The 20,988-nt window shown below is 71.2% G+C and carries 25 protein-coding genes; 10 read left to right on the top strand and 15 right to left on the bottom strand.

Annotation, left to right across the window (positions count from 1 at the left end; all coding sequences use genetic code 11):
• Positions 1–87: 87 nt before the first annotated feature.
• Positions 88–642 (bottom strand): helix-turn-helix domain-containing protein, encoded by a 555-nt coding sequence (locus ABT297_RS34215; RefSeq protein ID WP_350556616.1) that lies wholly within the window; start codon positions 640–642, stop codon positions 88–90.
• A gap of 231 nt (positions 643–873) precedes the next feature.
• Here ABT297_RS34215 and ABT297_RS34210 point away from each other — a divergent pair, with 231 nt between their 5' ends.
• From ABT297_RS34210 to ABT297_RS34195, 4 genes are all read left to right on the top strand, one after another.
• On the top strand, positions 874–1,281 hold the full coding sequence (locus ABT297_RS34210) for a hypothetical protein (RefSeq protein WP_350556615.1): 408 nt from the start codon (positions 874–876) through the stop codon (positions 1,279–1,281).
• A 187-nt stretch (positions 1,282–1,468) separates the two neighbouring features.
• Positions 1,469–1,837: a hypothetical protein gene (locus tag ABT297_RS34205; protein WP_350556614.1), complete on the top strand. Its 369-nt coding sequence runs from the start codon at positions 1,469–1,471 to the stop codon at positions 1,835–1,837.
• 7 nt (positions 1,838–1,844) lie between these two features.
• Complete coding sequence (locus ABT297_RS34200; RefSeq protein ID WP_350556613.1) at positions 1,845–2,138, top strand: hypothetical protein; 294 nt, start codon at positions 1,845–1,847, stop codon at positions 2,136–2,138.
• Complete coding sequence (locus ABT297_RS34195) at positions 2,125–3,297, top strand: ATP-binding protein (protein ID WP_350556612.1); 1,173 nt, start codon at positions 2,125–2,127, stop codon at positions 3,295–3,297. The genes ABT297_RS34200 and ABT297_RS34195 overlap by 14 nt, the downstream gene beginning before the upstream one ends.
• A 235-nt stretch (positions 3,298–3,532) precedes the next feature.
• Here ABT297_RS34195 and ABT297_RS34190 read toward each other — a convergent pair whose 3' ends face one another.
• Positions 3,533–3,655, bottom strand: coding sequence for a hypothetical protein (locus ABT297_RS34190; protein WP_350556611.1), 123 nt, complete (start codon positions 3,653–3,655; stop codon positions 3,533–3,535).
• Between the two features lie 47 nt (positions 3,656–3,702).
• Between ABT297_RS34190 and ABT297_RS34185 the strand changes: the two genes are divergently transcribed.
• Entirely contained in the window at positions 3,703–4,710 is a 1,008-nt protein-coding gene (locus ABT297_RS34185) for a Dyp-type peroxidase (protein ID WP_350556610.1), read from the top strand.
• Positions 4,710–5,522 (top strand): family 1 encapsulin nanocompartment shell protein, encoded by an 813-nt coding sequence (locus ABT297_RS34180; protein ID WP_350556609.1) that lies wholly within the window; start codon positions 4,710–4,712, stop codon positions 5,520–5,522. The genes ABT297_RS34185 and ABT297_RS34180 overlap by 1 nt, the downstream gene beginning before the upstream one ends.
• Here ABT297_RS34180 and ABT297_RS34175 read toward each other — a convergent pair.
• Positions 5,471–6,142, bottom strand: a complete 672-nt coding sequence (locus ABT297_RS34175) for a TetR/AcrR family transcriptional regulator (RefSeq protein ID WP_350556608.1) — start codon at positions 6,140–6,142, stop codon at positions 5,471–5,473. The two genes, ABT297_RS34180 and ABT297_RS34175, sit on opposite strands and share 52 nt — an antisense overlap.
• 55 nt (positions 6,143–6,197) lie before the next feature.
• Between ABT297_RS34175 and ABT297_RS34170 the strand changes: the two genes are divergently transcribed.
• Positions 6,198–7,760, top strand: coding sequence for an MFS transporter (locus ABT297_RS34170; protein WP_350556607.1), 1,563 nt, complete (start codon positions 6,198–6,200; stop codon positions 7,758–7,760).
• Between the two features lie 65 nt (positions 7,761–7,825).
• On the opposite strand, the gene ABT297_RS34165 is transcribed toward ABT297_RS34170, so the two are convergent.
• A complete protein-coding gene (locus ABT297_RS34165; RefSeq protein ID WP_350556606.1) occupies positions 7,826–9,295 on the bottom strand; it encodes an MFS transporter in 1,470 nt (489 codons plus the stop codon).
• Between the two features lie 84 nt (positions 9,296–9,379).
• On the opposite strand from ABT297_RS34165, the gene ABT297_RS34160 reads away from it, so the two are divergent.
• Positions 9,380–9,847 carry a MarR family winged helix-turn-helix transcriptional regulator gene (locus ABT297_RS34160; RefSeq protein WP_350556605.1) on the top strand — a complete coding sequence of 156 codons (468 nt, stop codon included), beginning with the start codon at positions 9,380–9,382 and terminating at the stop codon, positions 9,845–9,847.
• Positions 9,848–9,861: 14 nt separating this feature from the next.
• On the opposite strand, the gene pspAB is transcribed toward ABT297_RS34160, so the two are convergent.
• The 4 genes from pspAB to ABT297_RS34140 are packed head-to-tail and all read right to left on the bottom strand — an operon-like array spanning position 9,862 to position 12,407.
• Complete coding sequence (gene pspAB, locus ABT297_RS34155; RefSeq protein WP_350556604.1) at positions 9,862–10,434, bottom strand: PspA-associated protein PspAB; 573 nt, start codon at positions 10,432–10,434, stop codon at positions 9,862–9,864.
• On the bottom strand, positions 10,431–11,345 hold the full coding sequence (htpX, locus tag ABT297_RS34150) for a zinc metalloprotease HtpX (RefSeq protein WP_350556603.1): 915 nt from the start codon (positions 11,343–11,345) through the stop codon (positions 10,431–10,433). The genes pspAB and htpX overlap by 4 nt, the downstream gene beginning before the upstream one ends.
• 10 nt (positions 11,346–11,355) lie before the next feature.
• The gene (pspAA, locus tag ABT297_RS34145) at positions 11,356–11,634 is read right to left on the bottom strand and encodes a PspA-associated protein PspAA (protein ID WP_350556602.1); all 279 of its coding nucleotides are present in this window, start codon (positions 11,632–11,634) and stop codon (positions 11,356–11,358) included.
• A complete protein-coding gene (locus ABT297_RS34140) occupies positions 11,634–12,407 on the bottom strand; it encodes a PspA/IM30 family protein (RefSeq protein WP_350556601.1) in 774 nt (257 codons plus the stop codon). The genes pspAA and ABT297_RS34140 overlap by 1 nt, the downstream gene beginning before the upstream one ends.
• 284 nt (positions 12,408–12,691) lie before the next feature.
• Between ABT297_RS34140 and ABT297_RS34135 the strand changes: the two genes are divergently transcribed.
• Complete coding sequence (locus tag ABT297_RS34135; RefSeq protein WP_350556600.1) at positions 12,692–13,147, top strand: large conductance mechanosensitive channel protein MscL; 456 nt, start codon at positions 12,692–12,694, stop codon at positions 13,145–13,147.
• A 15-nt stretch (positions 13,148–13,162) separates the two neighbouring features.
• Here ABT297_RS34135 and ABT297_RS34130 read toward each other — a convergent pair whose 3' ends face one another.
• Positions 13,163–14,686 (bottom strand): serine/threonine-protein kinase, encoded by a 1,524-nt coding sequence (locus ABT297_RS34130; protein WP_350556599.1) that lies wholly within the window; start codon positions 14,684–14,686, stop codon positions 13,163–13,165.
• Positions 14,687–14,999: 313 nt separating this feature from the next.
• Positions 15,000–15,680 carry a helix-turn-helix transcriptional regulator gene (locus ABT297_RS34125; protein WP_502885693.1) on the bottom strand — a complete coding sequence of 227 codons (681 nt, stop codon included), beginning with the start codon at positions 15,678–15,680 and terminating at the stop codon, positions 15,000–15,002.
• Positions 15,681–15,924: 244 nt separating this feature from the next.
• Between ABT297_RS34125 and ABT297_RS34120 the strand changes: the two genes are divergently transcribed.
• Positions 15,925–16,287 (top strand): GntR family transcriptional regulator, encoded by a 363-nt coding sequence (locus tag ABT297_RS34120; protein WP_350556597.1) that lies wholly within the window; start codon positions 15,925–15,927, stop codon positions 16,285–16,287.
• Positions 16,288–16,391: 104 nt separating this feature from the next.
• Here the strand turns inward: ABT297_RS34120 and ABT297_RS34115 are convergent, their stop codons facing one another.
• The 5 genes from ABT297_RS34115 to ABT297_RS34095 form a co-directional block, all read right to left on the bottom strand.
• Positions 16,392–17,459 carry a hypothetical protein gene (locus ABT297_RS34115; protein WP_350556596.1) on the bottom strand — a complete coding sequence of 356 codons (1,068 nt, stop codon included), beginning with the start codon at positions 17,457–17,459 and terminating at the stop codon, positions 16,392–16,394.
• 149 nt (positions 17,460–17,608) lie between these two features.
• Positions 17,609–18,529: a hypothetical protein gene (locus ABT297_RS34110; protein WP_350556595.1), complete on the bottom strand. Its 921-nt coding sequence runs from the start codon at positions 18,527–18,529 to the stop codon at positions 17,609–17,611.
• Positions 18,526–19,197 (bottom strand): HAD family hydrolase, encoded by a 672-nt coding sequence (locus ABT297_RS34105; RefSeq protein ID WP_350556594.1) that lies wholly within the window; start codon positions 19,195–19,197, stop codon positions 18,526–18,528. Before ABT297_RS34105 ends, ABT297_RS34110 begins: the two co-directional genes overlap by 4 nt.
• A gap of 49 nt (positions 19,198–19,246) precedes the next feature.
• Positions 19,247–20,212, bottom strand: coding sequence for a TIGR01777 family oxidoreductase (locus tag ABT297_RS34100; protein ID WP_350556593.1), 966 nt, complete (start codon positions 20,210–20,212; stop codon positions 19,247–19,249).
• Positions 20,213–20,221: 9 nt separating this feature from the next.
• A complete protein-coding gene (locus ABT297_RS34095) occupies positions 20,222–20,899 on the bottom strand; it encodes a TetR/AcrR family transcriptional regulator (protein WP_350556592.1) in 678 nt (225 codons plus the stop codon).
• Positions 20,900–20,988: the final 89 nt, after the last annotated feature.

The following is a 20,988-nucleotide window of genomic DNA, read 5'->3' as shown; positions in this document are numbered from 1 at the left end:
TCGGCGGCTGGGTCAGCAACGCCGATCTTGGACACCCTCCCCGCATCTACCCAGCAGCGACACACGCCCGAATCTTCAAGGCATCAATCATCTAGCCTGCTGCGCGGCCCGAGTGGCGGCGTCGAGGCCGGCCCAGGTGGTGAGGCTGTACGGAGTGAGGCGCGGCAGCGGCCGGGCCCGGAACTCCTCGGCCAGCTCGGGGCGCTCGGCCAGCAGGACCAACCCGGCCGCGCTGTTGAGGAACCGGAAGCTACGCAACGTGCTCGGCCACGGACGGCGCATGTCCGCCGCCCGGTCGTGGCCGAAGGCGCTCGCCACCAACACGTTGCTCGACTCGGTGAATGTCGAGACCCAGACGACCTCCCGGGTCCGGTGGAACAAGTCATACAGGTGAGGCTGCGCGAGCAACCGCAGCTCCGGGGCCGCCCGCTGGCCGAACTCGAGCAGGCGCGGGCCCAGCGAGTAGACGGAGCCCTCGCGTTGCAGCACTCCGCGGTTCACAAGATCGGCGGCGATGCGGCGCACGGTCGGCTTCGGGATGCCGGTGCGCCGGGTCAGGGTGGCCAGGGTTGCGCCGTCGTTGAGGTCGGCCACGGCGTCGAGCACGGTCAGCACTCGGCCGGTTACTGTACCGTCGTCCATCCGTTCATCCTTGCGCTCCGCCGTGAATGCGTTTGTCGGGTGGCTGACACGGGTCATTGAGTGACCCGCGGGCCTTCACCGCGGGCCCGTGCGGTACGCATACTCCCCGACAAGGGATGACTCTGCTGTGGGGACCGCAAGGGACCAGCGATGACTGTGTACCAGCGCAAGGGCCGGCGGTCCAGATGCGGGCCAAATACTACCGGAACGGCGCAGTCAATAGGGGCACGCATGTCCGACGACACCGGAAAGCCATCAATGTCGCCTATCACGGATCCACTGGCAGCAGTCGTGTATCCGGCCTTCTTCCAAATGCTCCAGAGCGCTGTCCACCAAATCTCGAAGGTGCCGAGGCCGATCGGTGTCGACGCCCTGACGATGCGCGAGGTGATCCGTTACTTCGTGAGTGAACGCCCCGCCGACCCGTGCGTCGATCACGGTGCGCTGCTGGTCCGCAGGCGTCTCCGCACCTCCTTTCGCAGGCGGGTGACACTCTGCTTCCAGGTCTTCGTGGACGCCAACCACATGCCGTGCTCCAACCCGGCGGGCGAAGTCTACGGACGGGCCATGGTAGTGCGACGGTTCGACCCGGAACTCTCCGCACACCTCGCAAAACACGATCTGGTCATCTTCCCGTAGAGGTGCCGTAGATGAGCTGGACTGAAAATCTCGTCGAGGCCGGGTTGGCGGCGGTGGCTGTCGTCGGTCTCGCCTTCCGCCTACGTCGGCGTCGCCGGCGTCGCGCCTTGTCGCAGGACGATCTCAACCGCTGGTTCAGGCGCCACCGTTAGGAACCGACCCGACCTTTCCGTGAAGGAGTCGAGGAGTGTCCGACCCATTTTCTGCAGCAATCATCTGGGCGCTGCATCACTACGGAGTCATCCTGATCTCGGTTCTCGTCATCGTGCTCACCATGGAAGCCCTCACCGAGTGGTTCCGACAACGAGGCCACATCAAGGCCGCCGACGAAAAAATTATCGCCTTCACCATCGCCGAACGTGTCGCCAACCAGCAGTACGCGGTCATCCCCGGCGTGTTCGACGGAAAGCCACGGAACACCCGCATCGTCCAGGGCTTCTACAACCAGGCGACGAAACAGGTCATCGATGCCAGAGCCATCGCCAGTTCCCGCAGCCCAAGTCGGGAGATCATCGAGTCCCACGCCGCCGGCGCGGGCATGGTCGTCTACAGATGAGGCCGTCATGGAACCCGTTAGCCTGATTATCTGGTGGGTAGTCTCGAGCCTGGCCGCTGGTGCTGCGATCGTCGTGATCTATCTGAGGTGGTCGACGGTCAGCAACTGGGTCGCGCTGAACTCCCTGAGGAATGGCTACGCCAATGTCATCGCCACCCGTCTGGCGAGTGGCAAGTACAAAGTCGTCGCTGGTGTCTTCAACTCCTACGGCACCCAGGTCCGTTCCCAGACCTGGCAGGCAGGCCAGGTGGACGGGACACTCTCCGGACAACTCGGGCAGGTGATTCGTGTCGAGACGTGACGGGCGCCCGGCCGGCCCAGCGGCGGATATCGCGCCACTCGTCCTCGACGGCATCCCGGAGTGGGTGACACCGGTTGATGCCGCACAGTTGCGTGTCCGGCTCTTCAGCGTCATGAACGAGTTCGTCCAGGCCTTTCACCCGCCGCCGTTCGCGATGCGAATCGGCTATGGGATTCCGCCCGCACCGACTGCCGGAAAGGCCGCAACTCCCGACACCTCCGGCTCTGCGGAGCGGACCTTCTCCAGCACGACACCGAAGTACCGCTTCTCGCAGGTCATCCTGCCGGAACCGACGATGCAACGACTCCTGGACTGCGTTGCATTCTATGAAGCGCGCCCCACGGTGTTCGACACCTGGAACCTGAGTTCGATCGAGCCCAACCCGTCTGTGGCAGTGAACTTTCGCGGTCCGCCCGGAACCGGTAAGACCCTTGCCGCCCATGCGGTTGCCGACCGCCTTGGCCTGCGGATCATGTCAGCGCGGCTGTCGGACCTGGAGAGCAAATACCACGGCGACGGCCCGAAGAACCTGGCGAATCTGTTCGCTGCCGCGACGCGAGAGCGGGCGCTCCTGTTCATCGACGAGGCAGAATCACTCCTGTCCCGTAGGTTCGCACAACCAGAGCAAGCGGCGGAAAGCGCCATCAACTCGATGCGCACCGAACTGCTCCAGGCGCTCGACGCGTTCGAGGGCTTGGTGGTCTTCGCTAGCAACCTGCCGCACAGCTACGATGCGGCCGTCGAGTCCCGACTGCTTCACGTCGACTTCGACCTCCCCGATCGGGAGGCCCGGATCGGAATCTGGCGAACCCACCTGCCGGCCGAACTCCCATTGGCTGATGACGTTTTGATAGAGGAACTGGCAGCGATCGATGGAGTCTCAGGCCGAGACATCAAGGCGGCCGTCATCATGGCAGCGATCGGCGTGGCACGTCGGCAGCTGGAGCACGTGGATCGCAATGCGCTGATGACGGCACTCGAAATACAGCGTGACTCCAGGCCGGCCCCGGAAGAAGGAACAGAGTCATTGCAGAGTCGGGTAACTCCTGGTCACGGCGTCGATGAGGTCGTTGGGGCAGCGATTGGCGCGTCTGGTGGCTCGGGCGATGTCGGGTTCGCCGTTGCTGCGGTGGAATCCGACCGCGGTGTTACGCAGTAGGGCACGGTGGTGGTTTCCCGCAGCGCCGGGTCCTGGGCGAGGATGCCCTGGGGTTCAGGGCGCCGCAGCGGCCCTCCCGCGCGTCTGGGCAAGTTGGCGGCGGTATCGGATGCCCGGTCCGTCAGCCGTGCGGCTGAACGGGTGGGCCGGGCTGCTGCTCTCCGCGGCGCTGACCGGGCCTCTGACGGTTCGCCGACCGCATCCGGCGGCGGTGGCGGCCTGGACCGCGGCCGTGTCACTGGTGCAGCGGCGAGATCGCCAGGATCAGCCCGCCGAGCAGGCCGGCGGTCGCAGCCGAGACGGCCAGCACGAGCACGATGTACGTCAGCGCCGCGGCGCGGTCGGAGAGTTGTCGCAACAACGGAACACAGGCGTAGCGGCGCCGTGAACGGGTAGCGCGGCAACGTGATCCCGCAGGCGGTGCTGAGCCCGCTGACCCGCGCGGCGCTGTTCCTCGTGCTGACCATCGATGCCGGGGGCGAGTCGCGGGCGCGGGCACTGCTGTCCGACCTGCCGGGCCTGCGACGGGCCATCGGGTTCCGGGCGCAGGAAGGCAGGTTGAGCTGCGTCGCGGGGATCGGCTCGGAGGCGTGGGACCGGCTGTTCGCCGGGCCGCGCCCGGCCGAGCTGCACCCGTTGCGCGAACTCGCCGGACCGGTCCACCGCGCGGTGGCCACATCCGGAGACCTGCTGTTCCACATCCGGGCGCAGCGGCCGGACCTGTGCTTCGCGCTGGCGGCGGAGATCATGGGGCGCGTGCGGGACGCGGTGACCGTCCAGGATGAGGTGCACGGGTTCAAGTACTTCGACGTGCGCGACCTGCTGGGTTTCGTCGACGGGACGGAGAACCCGGTCGGCCCGGCGGCGGCCGCCGCGGTGCTGATCGGCGCGGAGGACGAGCGGTTCGCCGGCGGCAGCTACGTCATCGTCCAGAAGTACCTGCACGATCTGCGGGCGTGGAACGCCCTGCCGGTCGAGGCCCAGGAGCTGGTGATCGGCCGCGAGAAGCTCTCCGACGTCGAGCTGGACGACGCCGTCAAGCCGGCCGACTCGCATGTCGCGCTGACCACGATCACCGAACCCGACGGTACCGAGCGCAAGATCCTGCGTGACAACATGCCCTTCGGCACGGTGGGACGTGGTGAGTTCGGCACGTACTTCATCGGCTACGCCCGCACCCCGGCCGTCACCGAGCGGATGCTCGAGCGGATGTTCCTCGGTGATCCGCCGGCGCGGTACGACCGGATCCTGGACTTCTCCACCCCTGTGACCGGCACCCTGTTCTTCGTCCCGAGCGCCGATTTTCTCGACGACCTGCCCGACGCGCCCGAGGCCACGGCCGCCGCGCCGTCCGAGCGGGCGATGCCGGTCCGCACCCTCGGGATCGGTGACCTCAAAGGGAGCGACGAGTGATGGACAACCTGCATCGGGAACTGGCGCCGATCTCCGACGCCGCGTGGGCCGACCTGGAGGACGAGGCGCGGCGCACGTTCCGCCGGCACGTGGCCGGTCGCCGCCTCGTCGACGTCGTTGGCCCGGCCGGGGTTCAGTTGTCGGCGGTGGGCACCGGGCATCTGCGGGACATCGAGTCCCTCGCCGACGGGGTCGCCGCCCGTGTCCGCCACGCACAGCCGATCGTCGAGCTTCGGGTGGCCTTCGCCGTCGACCGGCAGCAGGTCGACGACGTCGAACGGGGCGCCAAGGACGCGGACTGGCAGCCGGTCAAAAACGGCGCCCGCCGGCTGGCGTTCGCCGAGGACCGCGCGATCTTCGAGGGTTACGCCGAGGCCGGTATCGCCGGCATCCGCCCCGGCTCGTCCAACCCGGCGATCGCCCTGCCGGCGGACGTCCGAGACTATCCGGCCGCCGTCAGCCGGGCCGTGACCGCGCTGCGCCTGGCCGGCGTCAACGGCCCGTACGCACTGGCGCTCGGCGCCGACGCCTACACCGCGGTCAGCGAGACCTCCGACCATGGGTACCCGATCCGGGACCACATCGCCCGCGTCGTGGACGGCGAGATCATCTGGGCACCCGCCGTCGACGGCGCGTTCCTGCTGTCCACCCGCGGCGGCGACTTCGAACTCCACCTCGGCCAGGACGTCGCCATCGGCTATCTCACCCATGACGCCACGAGCATCCAGCTGTACTTCCAGGAGACCCTGACCTTCCTGGTCTACACCGCCGAGGCCGCGGTACCGCTGCCGCCACCTCCGGCACCCGGGTGACGCCGGCCGCCGGGTCCGGTCGCTGAACCGTCACCCCCGGCGGCGAAGGCGTGTGTCAGGGTGTGTGCGAGTAACTGACCGGCTTCGTCGGCGGTTCTGCGTCCGACCAGCACTTCCTCGTTGGCCGCGCGGCCGAGGCCATGGATCATCGCGTACATCCACTCGGGCGGCAGATCGGTGCGCAGTTCGCCCCTTTTGGCGGCCTCGGCCAGCCAGACCAGCAGCGGTTCGTCGGCGGCGGGGTGGCGCAGCGGCGCCTCGGTGACACTGCCGGACCGGTTGTCGAGGAACCGGTAGCGTTCGCCGACCCGGATGATCCCTGAGCCGAGGCGATCGAAGACCTCGACGGCGGTGGCGGCCGGTGTGATCGCGTTCGTGACGACGGCCCGCTCCTCGTCGACGACGAGGTCGATCAGCGCCTGGATGAGGTGCTCACGCGTCGGGAAGTGCCGATAGACGGTGACTCGCGCCACGCCGGACGCCGCGGCGATCTGTCGCATGCTCGCCTCGGGGTCGGCCGCGAGTATCCGGATCGCCGCGGCCATCACCGCCTCCCGGTTGCGCCGGGCGTCCTGCCGCAGCCCCTGTTCGGTCGCGTTGAGATCACTGGCGTCGTCCACGAGTAAATGATACAACGTGTCTCAACTGAGACAGCATGTATCACTTGGAGGACACGTGGACGGAATCGAAGCAACGGGCGTCAGCCCGTCGAGGCGGAAGCAGCGGCTGACCCTCGTCGCGGTGTCACTGGGGGTGGTGATGGTCAGCCTGGACGGAACCGTCGTCCACATCGCCAACCCGACGATCGCCCGCGACCTCGGCTCGTCGATGACCGGCCTGCAGTGGGTGACCAACGGATACCTGCTGGCACTGGCGGTGACGCTGATCGTCGGCGGCAAGCTCGGTGACAGGTTCGGCCGGCGCAGACTCTTCGTGGTCGGAGTCGCCGGTTTCGCGCTCGCGTCCCTCGGGTGCGCACTGTCACCGTCGACCCCGGTATTGATCGCCTTCCGGGTGCTGCAGGGACTTGCCGGAGCGTTGCTGGTACCGAACACTCTCGCGATCCTGCGCTCGACGTTCCCGGCGGCCGAGTTGAACCGTGCCATCGGCATGTGGGGTGCCGCATCGGCGTTCGCGGCCGCCGCCGGACCGATCATCGGCGGGCTGCTGGTGGAGTACCTGTCCTGGCCGGCGATCTTCGTGCTGAACGTCCCGATCGGGCTGGCCGCCGGCGCGCTGGCGGTCCGGTGGGCCGGCGAGAGCCGCGCCGTGGACCGCGCCGGCCGGTTCGACATCGTCGGCGCCGGCGTGCTGGCCGGGGCATTGTTCGTCATGGTCTGGGCGTTGACCAGCGCGCCCGGCCACGCATGGTGGTACTGGGCCGCGGGCGTGGCCGCGGCGCTGGCGCTGCTCGCGGGGTTCGTGATCCGGCAGCGCCATTTCCCCGCGCCGATCCTTCCGCTGTCGCTGTTTCGCTCCCGGGCGTTGTCGGTGGGTGTCGTCCTGCTCGTGACCGGGAACGTCGCGCTGTACGGCGTGCTGTTCTCGATCGGCCTGTACATGCAGAACGTCAACGGCCGCACACCGCTGGAGACCGGTGTTCGCCTGCTGCCGCTGATGGCGACGTTCATGGTCGGTTCGCCGCTGGGCGGGCGCCTGACCGAGCGGCTGGGTTCGCGCTGGCCGCTGGCCCTCGGCATGGCGCTGCTCGCGGCGAGCTTCTTCGGGCTGCTCGGCCTGTCCGCGGACTCCCCCTACAGCCGGCAGTGGCCATGGCTGATCCTGCTGGGCCTCGGCATGGGGATGGTCGTGGTCGCCGGGACCGAGGCCGTCGTCGGGACGGCCCCCGTCGAGCACAGCGGGGTCGCGGGCGGCCTGCAGACCACCGCGAACCAACTCGGCGGCGTGCTCGGCACGACGGTGTTCGGGACGGTGATCGCCACGATCGTCGCGCGAACGCTGCCGGCGGCACTCGGCCGCGCCGACGTCCCCGACGTGATCGCGGAGCAGGTCGTCGTCCACAAGGGCCTGGCCGAACAGGGCATCGCTCCGCTCGGCGCGCTGAACCTCACCGCGCAGCTGAACGATCCGACCGCGGCGGCGATCACCCGTGCGACCGAAGGCGCATTCATGTCCGGCATGCACACGGTCATGTGGATCGGCGCCGGCATCGCACTGGCCAGTGCGCTCCTGGCACTGCTGATGCCGGCGCGCCGCCGGGAACGAGCCGAGGCGTAGCGACCAAGCCGCTGTTCATCCGAGCGATCGCGGCCGGCGCCGTGGCCGCTCGGATGAACAGTGGCTCAACGCCGCCCGGGGCGGCTCGTCCCCTCCCCGGCGCGGCGCGGGGTCTTGAGGGCGCGGTCGAACACTGTCAGGGCCAGGACGACGACGCTGACGCCGACCAGGACTCCGCCGAGCAGATGCAGGCCGGAGTCCGTGACGTTGTGGCGGAAGACGATGCCGGTGACGGTCGCCGAGGCGATGGAGCCGAGATGGCTGAAGGTCCGGAACAGCCCGGCGGCGATGCCGACCTGCTCCGCAGGCGCCTGGGTGTAGAGGGCGGTCTGGTTGCCCACGGAGGTCATGCCCAGCATGATCGCAAATAGCACCGTGACGGCGACGATGGCCGCGACCGGAGTTCCCGAGGTGAACAGCAGGAGGGAGGCCGAGGCCAGGACCAGGCTCACGGCGCCGATGATCAGTGGGCCGCGGACGAGGTTACGGGCCGAGATCGGCCACGCCACGAGCGCGGCGAAGACGCCCATCGGCAGCAGCACGAGACCGGCCTCCTGGCTGGACAAGCCGCGGGCGGCCTCCATCCACTGGGTGGCGCCGTACAGGACGGTGTAGAACGCCAGCAGCGTGAGTGCGCCGCGCAGGTAGGTGCGGGTCAGCGCCAGGTTGGAGACGAGCAGCCGCATGTCGATGAACGGCGCGGCCGCCCGCAGTTCCCACAGCACGAGCGCGACGCACAGCAAGACAGCGATCCCGAGCGGGATCCAGGCCGGGTCGGGCAGGGAGAGCAGGAAGACCAGCAGAGCGCTCATGGTTCCGCCGAACAGTGCAATGCCGCTGACGTCGATGCGGCTGGCGATCTCGCGCAGCGGACGGCGTCGCAGCGGCTCGTCCCTGGGCACCCACATCATCGTCAGCAGCAGCGCGATGACGGCGACCGGGATGTTGACGAGGAAGGCGGAGCGCCAGCTGAACGCGGCCACGAGCACGCCGCCGATGGGCGGGCCGACCGCGACCGTGATGGAACCGGCGACGGTCAGGCCGCCGAGCACGCGGCCGGGCGGCTCCCCCATGCCCGCCCAGATCGCGCGGCGGCGGATGATCACCATCACCGCCGGATATCCGGCGGAGGTGCCGATCCCGATCAGGACCCGGGCGACGGTCAGCGCCGTCATGTCCTGCCCGGCCCCGCCGACGATGGCACCCACGATCACCAGCACGATGCCGGCGAGGAGGACGCGGCGCGGGCCGAGCTGCTCGGCGAGTTTGCCGGCGGTGGGCTGGGCCACCGCGCTGGCCAGGTAGAGCGCCGATACCAGGATCGCGGTCCGGCCGACCGACACGCCCATGGCATGCGCGATGGGCACCAGCGCGGTCGCGATCAGTGAGCTGTTCATCGGGTTGAGCGACGCACCCATGAACAGCGGGGTGACGAACCGCCACGAGAACGCCTCGCGCTGCCGACCGGTGCCGGATCCGCTCGCGACGCCGGCCTCGTCGCGCGTGCGGGTTTCGGTCGTGTCCGACGATGTCATCGATGCTCTGCTCTGCCTACCACCACCCAACGCTATCAAAACGACAGGCTGCCTGTACAGATTTCCTGTACAGGCAGCCTGGCTATGGTCGCCGACCGGATAGAGTGCTCACCCATGACGGCACCGCTTGCCCGCGACGTTGCTCGCCAGCTTCCGCACGCGATGGTCCGGCTGCGGGCGCGACTGCGCACCGAGTCCGCGCCCAGCGACATGCGCTGGACGTGGTCGCAGATCGCCACGCTCAGTCGCATCGATCAGGACGGACCGACGACGGTCAGCGCCCTCGCCGCGGCCGAGCACGTTCGCCCGCAGTCGATGGCCGAGACCGTGGCCGCCCTGAGCCGGGAAGGGCTTGTCGACCGCGAGCCAGATCCCACAGACGGACGCAAGACGCTCATCTCGATCACCGCCCCGGGTCACCGGCTCATCTCGAGCATCCCCGCCGTTCGCGAAGCCTGGCTCGAGGAAGCCATCGAACGGCACCTCTCCCCCGCCGAACGCCGGACGCTGGCGAAGGCGGCGCAGATCATGGAACGTCTCGCCGACAGCTGAACGCTGCCGCGCACCTACAGGGCCGGCGTCGTCCAGATCGGGAACCAGCGGCCGAGGTCCGGCTCGACGGGAAGCTCGCCGCTGAGCTGCGCACGGGTCTGCAGCTCGAGGGCGTTGTCGCGGGTGTGCGCCCCGGATGGTGCGAACGGGTAGAACGTGCCGCGTTTGAACAGGTAGACCAGGCCGAGCCGGCGGGTGTCGGCGGCGCCGACGAACCCGATGATCGTGCACAGCAGGCTCGGCCCGTAACCGGCGTCGGCGAGGGTGCTGTTCACCGCGTGCAGGTCGGTGACGAGGCCGGCCAGGTCGCCGCTCTCGTGCCGGCTGGCGATCCAGGTGTAGCCGTACTCGTCCTGACTGACGGCCACATGCGTCGCGCGGTCCGCGGTGAGCAGCGAGACCGCGTCCGTCCGGGCCTGCGTGGCGGCCTGGCCCTCGGCCGGCTTAAAGCAGACCGCGCCCACGCCGGTGGGGACCAGGTCCAGGGCCGCCTGGAGGGTGGTGGCCGCGGCCGGTACCGCGAACAGGGCGTCGAGGTTTGGCTGGACCGGCCTCGTGCGCCCCAGCAACGCGTCGAGGAATCTCATGCGCTCGGTGCCGCCTCTCCGAGTTCGGCCGAGATCTCGGCCAGCTGGTCCAGGCGCTGTTGCAGGCTCGGATGCGTGGACAGCAGGGTCGCAAGGCTCGGCCGCGCCCCGACCGCGGGGGTGAAGAAGAACGCGTTGAACGGCTGCGCGGTGCGCAGGTCACGGGTGGGAATGCGGGCGATCTCGCCGGTCACCTTGGTCAGCGCCGAGGCGAGCACGGAGGGGCGGCCGGTCAGCGTCGCGCCGGCCCGGTCCGCGGCCAGCTCCCGATAGCGCGACAGGGCCCGGATCAGCAGGAAGCTCAGCGTGTACACCACCGCGGAGACGAGCATGACCAGGATGACCAGCAGATACGTCTGGTCGCCGTCGCGGCGGCGTCCGCCGAACAGCTGCGAGTAGAACATGAAGCGGGTGACCATGCCGGCCAGGACGCCGAGAAACGAGGCGATCGTCATGACCGCCACGTCGCGGTGTGCGATGTGGGACAGCTCGTGGGCGAGCACCCCTTCCAGCTCGTCGGTGTCGAGGCGACGCAGCAGGCCGGTGGTCACGCACACCACCGCGCGCTCTGTGTTGCGACCGGTGGCGAACGCATTGGGCAGATCGGTGCCGGCGACAGCGACGCGCGGCTTGGGCATGTCGGCGGCGGCGCACAGCCGGTCGATGATCCCGTGCAGACGGGGCTGCTGCCGCGGGTCGACGACCTGAGCGCGCATGGCCGCCAGGGCGATCCGGTCGGACAACCAGTACTGGACGACCAGCACGCCACCCGCGATGAGCACGATCGCGACCCACGACTTCAGCAGCGCGACCAGCACGGCGACGAACGCCACGTACACCAGGCCGAGCAGGAACACGGTGAACGCCATGCGTGCGGTCAGCTGGCGGTCGGGACGGAATCGGGTACGCATCGCCGGCTCCTCAGCCCGGGATGAGGCCCTCGTCACCCAGCAGCGCGGCCACATCCGCCAGAGCGCTGTCGGGCGCGGGCAGGACCAGGTTGGAGACGGTCAGCACGTCGTCGGGCACGGCGGTGCCGCGCTCACGGACGGCGGCGAGCAGATCGCCCAGCCGGGCGCGGAACCCGGTCGCGTCGCCGGCGTCGACGGCCGCCTGCACCGAAGCGTCGAGCACGTTGAGCTCGGTCAGCGCGGACTCCGGCACGTCGTACTGACCTTCACCGAGGATCCTGATGATCATCACTGGGCCTCCTCGTCCGGTTGCCTTCCGCTCACCGCCCGAGGTTCCGGGAGACCGCCGATGGCCGAGGCCGGCCGGCCGGCCTTGAGCGCCGCGAGTTCGCGGTCGACCCCGTGGTCACCGCGCGCGGCATCGAGCGCGGCCTGCAGATCGTCGTGGCCGGCGGTCGTCGCGGTGGCGTCCTGCAACGCGCCCGAGGTGAGCAGTTCGTCGATCGCGCCGGCGCGGGCCTGCATCTGCGCGGTCTTGTCCTCGGCGCGCTGGACGGCCAGACCGACATCACCCATCTCCTCGGAGATACCGGAGACCGCCTCACCCACGCGGGTCTGCGCCTCGGCCGCGGTGTAGGTGGCCTTGATGGTCTCCTTGCGGGTCCGGAACGCCTCGACCTTAGCCTGCAGCCGGGTGGCGGCGGTGGTGAGCTTGGCCTCCTCGGTGGTCAGTGCGTCACGTTGGGCGGTGATGTCGCCCATCTGGGCGGTGACGGCGGCCCGGCGCGTCAGCGCCTCGCGGGCGAGGTCGTCGCGGCCGAGGTCGACGGCCTGCGCGGCCTGTTCCCGCAGCCGGTCGGCGGCCTGCTGCAACTGGGTGAGTTGCAGGTCGAGGCGTTTGCGGCTGGTGGCCACGTCGGCCACGCCGCGGCGGACCTTCGTCAGCATCTCCAGCTGGCGTTCGTAGGAGTAGTCGAGCACCTCGCGTGGGTCTTCGGCCCGGTCGAGGGCTTTGTTGGCCTTGATCCGAAAGAGATTGGCCAGGCGGCGCGCAATGCTCACGACAACTGTCCTTCCGCTCGGTGTCGTTCGGCTTGACCGCACGAGCAGGGTCGGAACCCCATCTCCAATCTTGCTTCGGCGGGCGCACCGGCGCACCGGCCGGCCGGACTCCACGCGAACGCCTTCGAGAGAACGGAAAGGCGGCGAATCCTAGCCGAAACTCGGCATCACGTCCCGGGCTGACGAATTCTCCGAACGGCTCGCGAACCACGCTGTACGGTCATCACCGGCCGGGCCGCGACGGGTCTGGCGATGCAGCTGAGCCCTCTGAAGCGGAAGCGGGTGTGGCAGTGCTCAGTGGCTTCAAGAACTTCCTCATGCGCGGCGATGTGATCGTCGTCGCCGTGGGTCTGGTGACCGCACTGGCGTTCTCCACACTGATCAAGGCATTTACGGACTTCATCATCAACCCGATCATCGCCCGGGCCCAGGGAGGCACGTCCGTCGGGCTCGGCTGGCAGCTCGGGGGGCCGGGGAACCATGCGACCTACCTCGACCTCGGGCAGTTCATCTCGGCCGTGATCTACTTCGTCGTCTTCATGGCCGTCGTCTACTTCCTGATCGTGGTGCCCTACAAGCGCGTCCAGGCCCGGCGGGGTGTCACCGTCTTCGGTGCGCCCACCGCGGTCAAGACCTGCCCTGCCTGCCTCTCCGACGACCTACCGGCGGCGGCCTCGAAGTGCCGCTACTGCGGCACCGAGCAGCCTCCCACCGCTGAGACCCCCGCCCGGTCCGGGTGAACCGAGGCGGCGCGGTCAGTCCCCTCGGACGAGGGGGCGCAGCAGGGCGTTGAGCTGGGCGGCGGTCTGGTCGTCGAGTCGTCCGTCGTCGCGCAGCCCGTTGACCTGCTTCTGCAGCTCCTGGGCCGTCTTGCGCACCTTGCCGCGGCCGCCCTGGCGCAGGTCGCCGAGCTTGTCGCGCAGCTTCTCCGCGGTCTTGGAGTCGATCCTGCCGGCGGCAAGGGCGTCGGCGATCACGGCGTCGAACTGCTCCGCGATGCCTTGTGCGGTGGTGGCGGCCGGAATCGGGGACGCCGTCGGCGAGGGTGGCGCCGTCGAGGCCGGCTGGCTCTGGGTCGGCTCGGTCGGCGGGGCCGACTGGGCCGGCTGCGCCGTCTCGCCCGCGGGACGGGACGCCAGCATCGCGATCACGACGACGAGGGCGAGGCTGAGCACCACCACCGCGCCGACCAGCCCGGCGAGCAGGGGTCGTGGCATGCGCCGCGCGGGAGGGGCGCCCGGTTCGACGCCGAGCGCCGCCACGTCGTGCTCGATCATCGTGAGCGGGTGCGGCAGCGGTGCCGAGCCGACGGCGTGGCCAGGGCGCGGGGTGGGTACGACCGGCGGCGGATCGCCCACGACGGTCGGCAGTGCGGGCATGACCGGCGGCGGCTGGCCGGCGGCCGCGGCCAGATCCCGCGCCACCTCCTCGGCGGTGGGCCGCTGGGCCGGATCGGGCGACATGCAGGCCATGCACAGCCGCCGCACCTGGGGCGGCAGCCCGTCGACATCCAGGGGCGGCACCGGCGGACCGGCCCGGTGTGCGGACGCCGCCTCCGCCCAGGTGCTCACCGCGACGGGCCGGTGCCCGGTCAGCGCCTCGTACAGGACCACGCCCAGGGCGTAGACGTCGCTCTCGGGCGCGGCCGCGCCCGGCTGGAGCCGTTCCGGTGCCGCATACGCCGGGGTGCCGACCAGCCGGCCACTGTCGGCGGCCGGCTCGCCTCCGCCCAGCGCGGCGATGCCGAAGTCGAGGATCTTGGCGCCGGTCTGGGTCAGCATCACATTGCCGGGCTTGACATCGCGGTGTACCACACCGATGCGGTGCGCGGCGGCCAGCGCCGCGGCGACCTGAGCGACCACGGTGGTCGCCTGCTGCCACGGCAGCGCTCCGAGCCGCAGCCGCTCGGCGAGGCTCTGCCCTTCGACCAGCTCCATCACCAGGTACCCGGCGACGGCACCGCCGGGCAGCGCCATCTCACCGTAGTCGTACACCTGGGTCACGTGCGGGTGGGCCAGGCGGGCCGAGGCGCGCGCCTCCGTCCAGGTCGCGGCGCGCAGCAGCGGGTCCATGGCCAGCGCGGTGGTGAGCACCTTCACCGCCACCTGGCGGCCCAGGACCACGTCATCGGCCCGCCAGACCTCCGACATGCCGCCCACCCCGATCCGCTCGCGCAGTGCGAACCGGTCGTGGATGCGCGCCCCGGGGGCCAGCGCCGACATGGGCACGGGCCGGCCCGACCCGTCCGACCAGGATCCCGGGGACAGCGGACGCCTCACCGGCCGCATGCGGGCTCGACAGCGAGGGTGGCGATCGCCTGTCGATGCCGGGCGATCGTCATGAGGGCATCCATGGGTCGTGAGCCTGCCTCGTCGTGTCGGCCTGCCCGCCGGGCGAGGCGTGGAGCTGCTGGAACGGGTTGCTTCGGGTGCGGGTCCAAGGCTGCGGACCAACCTTGGAACGAGCGTATCGTCACGGCGCCGCGTTACAACGCGAGCGCGAGCCAGGCCCCGAGCAGGGGCACGTCGGGCCAGCGGTACCCGGCGGCGAGCAGTGGCAACCGCCGGCCGACCGGGATGGCGTGCCGGGGGTTCACCGATCCGGCCGCTCGCCGGTGTGCACGCGGATCACGCAGGCGCCGGGTACGGCGAACGGCTGCAGCTCGGTGTCCACCCCGGAGGCGCCCAGCGCGCCGAGCGCACCGCCGATGACGCCATGGTGCACCCCGCACACCACGTCCGGGTTGGCCAGGGCGAGGTCCAGGAACGGGCAGGATCGCAGGTGTACCACCGCGGAGCCCGGGGCCGGCCGGTCGACGACCTCAGGGGTGAAGCCGAGCCCGTCCAGGACCCGGACCAGTCCGTCCACGGGGGCGGTCCGCGCCACGTCCTCGGCCCGGGCGGGCGTGAGGGGCGCGGCGAGGGCCCGGCCCCAGTCCCGGCCGGCGCGCACCCCGGCGGCGTGCGGGTCGTCGGCGTCGCGGGCGAGGTGCCCGATCAGCGCGGCGGCCAGATCCCGATACGGCCGAGCCGAGGGCGACTGCGCTTCCCCGGTGCCGGGCTGCGCGGCGGCCTGGTAGCGCCAGGCGGGCCGGCCCGGGGAGCCGTCTCCGCGGCGGTGGCGGGTCAGCAGCCCGGACTCGACGAGCTGGTCCAGGTGGGCGCGCACGGTGCTGGGATGCAGCCCCGTCGCGTCGACGACCTCCGCGGCCGTCATGCCCTCGCCCGCGCGGCGGACCAGGTCCAGCATGCGGACCCGGCTGACCGCCGACAACGCCCGATGCCGGGCAGTGTCGGGTACCTCACTGGATGGCCCACGCCCTACCGTTGTCACGAAAGATAACGTTACAATGTTAATCGCCAGCAAAACTCGTGGAGGGCTGGGTTGCGGGTGCGGCGGTGATCGCGGCGCTCCCTCGGTGTGCTGAACGACGCGGACGACGCGGTGCCGGACGGCGGCGGCTACGGTAGGGCTGGCTGCTGCGGTACCACCGGAAACGAGAGGCGAGCGGAGCCTGATGATCGTCATCGACGCCGGGTCGGCGGTGCCGCCGTACGAGCAGCTGCGTGTGCACTTCGCGCGGCGGATTCAGGACCACCGCCTCGCCGTGGGCACGCGGCTGCCCACGATTCGCAGCCTGGCGGCCGAGCTCGGGCTGGCGGTCAACACGGTCGCCCGGGCGTATCGGGAGCTGGAGGACGCGGGGTTGATCGAGACCCGCGGGCGGGCGGGGTCGTTCGTGTCGGCCGCCGGTGAGCAGGCCCGGGAGCGGGTCCGGCGCGCGGCGGCGGAATACGCGGCAGTCGCCGCCGCGGCGGGGGTCGAGCCGGCCGAGGCGATCCGGATCGTCGAGGCCGCGATGGGCGTCACCCGGGACTGAGGCGGCGACGACCGCAGCGGTGCGCCCGCGCGGCCGTCCGTGCCCGGTCCGGGTCGATCGGCGCGAGGCCTCACGAGCCGGACCGGGCGCGGTGGCCGTCCGGGTCAGGCGGCGACGGCGATCGCCGGGATCATGAGCTTCATCTGGGTCGCGGCGGCGTCCGGCTCGATCGAGTTGAACATGAAGGCGAGCAGCACGTCGTTGCCGACCCAGGCGCAGATGGCGAGCTGTGCGCCGCTGCTGTCGGCCTTCTGGCACTGGGCCTTGCCGCCCAGCTTGCCCATGTCGACGTTCACCGGGTCGCTGCCACTGCCGCCGAGGTCCTTGAGCGCGCCCTTGAAGAACTCGTCGAGCTGCTTCTGCTGGCCGCCCACGCTGAAGATCGACCCGGTGCCGCCCCACACCACGGCGACCCTCGCCGGCTTGGCGGTGTCCTGATACTGCGCGGCGAACGGGTTCTTGATGCCGGCGTCCGACAACTGCTTGCTCAACGTCTTCGCCTGATCCTGGTTGGCCTGCTTCTTCCAGGTGCTGATCGTCGCCGGAGCGGTGAGCTGCACCTTCGGGCCGCTCGCCGTGCTCTTGGACGCGCTGGCGGAGCCGCTCGGCGCCGGGCTGGCCGGGGCCGAAGCCGAAGCCGAAGCCTCGGGCTTGTCGTCGGAGGAGTACACCCACGCCACGATGCCGATGCCGCCGCAGAGCACCAGGGCGAGCCCGCCCAGCACCAGGCCCAGCACGAGGCCGGTGCGCTTCTTCGGCGGCTCGGGGGCGGCGCCGGACCAGGCCGGGTAGTCCGGCTGCGGCTGGCCGTAGGCGGGCTGAGCGTAACCGGGCTGGGGTTGACCGTAGGCCGGCTGGCCGTACGCGCCGCCCGATGCCGGCGTCGCCGACGTCGGCGGCGCGAAGTTCGGCTGGCCGTAGCCGGGGTCGCCGCCATAGGAGGGCTGGCCGTAGCCCTGGTCGCCGCCGTAGCCGGGCTGACCATAGCCGGGGTCGCCGCCGAAGTTCGGCTGGCCGTAGCCCGGGTCGCCGCCATAGGATGGCTGGCCGTATTGGGGCGGCTGCTGTCCGTACGACGGCTGTTGATCATATGGTGAAGGCTGCTGACCGTATGCCGGCGGCTGCTGGCCGTAAGGGTCGCGTGGGGGTTGTGGCGCGTACGGGTCAGACATGAGAGCTCCTCGGCACACGGAAGACCCGGGGCAGCATAGCCGCATATCGCTCGGTATGTTGTCCGGTTCTTGGCGATCCGCGTCACTCTTGATTGCTCGGCTTCGAGCCGCGCTCGCCGGGCAGACCTGCTCGCGCCTGGCCGCTGACGTCAGCCCATGACCCGGGCGCCGTAGGACATCGCCACCGACAGGAGCGCGCGGGCCGTTCTCGCGCGGCGCAGATCGGCGGCGGTGAGGGCGCGCCAGTCGGTCGGCAGCGAACGCAGCTGGGCGACCGTCATCGGCAGGGCGGCCAGGCTCAGCCTCGTCAGGTCGGCGGCGTGCGGGGCCGCGGCGCGCGCCGTCAGGCTGCGCACGAACCAGATCCACCGCCACACCCACTCCTCGCGCGGCCAGGCGGCGGCGTCCGCGGCGCGGTCGAGCAGCCAGATCTCCAGGCCGGCCCACTCGGCGGCGCGCTGCCACTCCTGGAAGCGCAGCGTCGGCAGGGGGTGCAGCAGGGCGACCCACCAGTCGGCCATCTCGGCGCTGTCCGGCACGCGGTCGGAGAGCCACTCGGCGCGCTCGGTCCTCGTGAGCGGGAGGAGGTACCGAAGGCTCTCGCACACCGCCCGCCAGCGGGCCTCCGGCAGGGCCGGCGACTCGGGGACCGGCCACATGGGTGCCACTATCGCCATCGCCACCCCGTCCTCGGCGGTCAGGGTGGAGCCGCTCAGCGGGGCCCGCAGCGTGAGCTCGGGGGCACCCGGCCGTGACGGCGGGAGCTGGACCAGGCTCTGACCCACCCGGCGCAGCTCCTCGTGCAGGTCCCCGAGGCGGACCCGGGCGGCCAGGCGGTCCGCGCGCACCACCAGGAAGCGACCCTGCCACGGCTCGTCCGGGCCCAGGCGCTCGTAGTGGCACTCGACCGGGCCGAAGTCGCGGTACATGCCCTCGGTGGAGGCGTGCTCGCTGTACTCGGGGCCGAGGGCCGAGGCCAGGGCGTGCAGCGGCGCGTCCGCGCCCATGCCGTGCACCCGGGCGGTGGCCAGCGCCTCGACGCACAGCTCGAGTGGATCGGGGGCGCTCATCGCGGCGCCGGCCCGGGCTCGGCGGCGATCAGGGCGAAGGCGGCCGTGATGTCGCCGGCCACGGCGACCGGGGGCGGTTGCGCGGGATCCCAGGCGCGGGCGCGGCTGAGCCAGATCGTGCGCAGCCCGGCGGATCGGCCGCCCGCGATGTCTCGCACGGGGCAGTCGCCGACCATCCACGACTCCCCCGTGAGCCGCTCGCCGCAGCGCTCGGCGGCCGTCGTGAACATGCGGAGGTCGGGCTTGGCCGCGCCGACCTCCTCGGAGACCGCGACCGCGTCGACGTGCGCGGCGAGGCCGGTGTGGCGCAGCTTCGCGTGCTGCTGCGCGGTCGCGCCGTTGGTGGCCACGGCCACCCGCCAGCCGGCGGAGCGCAGATCGTCGAGCAGGCCCGGCAGCCGCGGGTCGGGCTCGATGCTCGCCACCAGCTCCGCCCGCAGGGCCTCGACCGTCATGTGTACGCCGTGACGCTCGCGGATCGCCGCCAGCAGCCGCGCGCGGGGCGTGTAGCCGTCCCCGTCGGCGCGCTCCAGCCAGGCGGTCTCGGCCGGGGGCAGTCCGTGCTCGGCGACGTAGGCCGCCGCCCAGCGCCGCAACGCCGCCGCCCGGTCGATGAGCGTGTTGTCGAGATCGAAGACCGCCAGCGCCACGCCGCTGATCGTACGCACCGATGCAAGGGTCCGCCCGGCTCTCCCTGCTCCCCGAACGGCGGCGCTCTCACCTGCCGCGTCGCGCCGATCCGGGCGCCGCGCGGCGGGCGAGGAGGTCCTGCAGCGCCGGGAGCAGATCAGGGTGCTCGAACTCGAAGCCCGCCTCGAGCAGGCGCCTCGGCACGCAACGGCGGCCGGTCAGGGCCAGGGCCGGGTCGGTGCGCAGCAGCATCGCGCCGAGGCGGACCAGCGGCGCCGGTGCCGGCGGGGCGGCCGGGCGGCGCAGCACGGTGCGCAGCGCGCGCATGAGGTCGGCGTTGCGCACCGGGTTCGGGGAGGTCACGTGGACCACGCCGTGCAGCGTCGCGCTGTCGACGCACCGGCGCACCACGGCGAGCAGGTCCGCGACGTGGATCCAGCTGACCCACTGCCGCCCGCCGCCGACCCGGCCGCCCAGGCCCCATCGGACCAGGCCGGCCAGGCGGTTCAGGGCCGGGGTGCCGCGGTCCAGGACGATGCCCATCCGCAGTACGACCTGGCGGGTGTTCTCGACGATCGCGCGCTGGAACGTCGCCGCCGCCGTCAGCGACGCCGCGGCTTCCCACGCCCGCGCCACGCCGGCCATCTGCGGCGGGCCCTCGGCCACCGGGGCGGACTCGTCGAGCTCGTCCTCGCCGGCGTCGCCGTAGATCGCCAGGGTGCTCGCCTGCAGCCAGACCCGCGGCGGCTCGGCGAGGACCGCGGCGGCCTCGGCGAGGGCGAGCGTCGGGCCGACCCGGGACCTGCTCAGCAGGTCGACGTTGGCGGCCGTCGGGCGGCGGTCGACGAGCTCGCCGGCCAGGTTGATCACGACGGCGCCGGAGAGCTCGGCGGCCCAGTCCTCGACCGTGACGCCGTCCCACACAACCTGGCGGTACGGCATATCGTCGCGGACCCGACGGGTCAGGATCACGATCTCGTCGCCGCGCCCGGCGAGGTCGGCCGCGATCCGGCGTCCCAGTGCCCCCGCGCCCCCCGCAATCACGACCTTCACACCGCCTTTTTAGCAGCCCGCCCCTCCGGCGGAACGCGCCCGGTTCGACGGCGGCGGGCCCTTCGCGCCGGCCAGGCCGGACAGCAGCAGGTCGGTGACGGTGTCGATGACCCGGTCGTCGCCGAGCCCGGCGCCGGGTGGCAGCGCATAGCTGAGCATTGCGAGCATCGCGCCCATCGCCGCCGCGACGAGCTCCGGGTCGCCGGGCAGCGCGTGCCCGCGGTCGCGGAGCCGCTCCAGGTGCTCGCGCAGCACCTCGGTCTGCTCGGTGAGGTCGCGCCAGGCCCGCCCGGAGCCCGGGTCGTCGGCGACCATCGACTGGAACAGCGCGACCTGCACCGCGCGGTGCTCGCGCATCACGGTCCAGCCGACGCCGAGGTGGTCGCGCAGCTGCGCGCGGTCGGTCAGGTCGTGGTCCTTCGGGTGCTCGCGGCCGGCGAGGTGCCGGTCGGCGGCGTCCTCCAGGTCGGCCAGCAGCGCCCGCAGCAGCTCCTCCTTGTCCGCGAAGTGCTCGTAGAACGAGCCGGTCGCGCGACCGGCCGCCGCCGTGATGTCGGTGACCTTGGTGTTGAGGTAGCCCCGTTCCCCGAAGAGCCCGCGCGCCGCGTCCAGCAGCGCGGCGCGGGTCTGCGCGGCCTTCGCCTTGCGCACGCCCGCCGCAGCGCCGTCGCCCTTGCCTCGGGACATGCGGGCGTCCTTCCGGTTCGCGGGTTGACGACCTCATGGTAACCGAACATACTTTCACCGAAGAAAGATTCAGTGAATTCACATTCAGT

The organism is Dactylosporangium sp. NPDC000555 (genome assembly GCF_040300025.1).
In the GTDB taxonomy this organism is placed as follows: domain Bacteria; phylum Actinomycetota; class Actinomycetes; order Mycobacteriales; family Micromonosporaceae; genus Dactylosporangium.
This window is presented reverse-complemented; position numbering and strand designations above follow the sequence as displayed.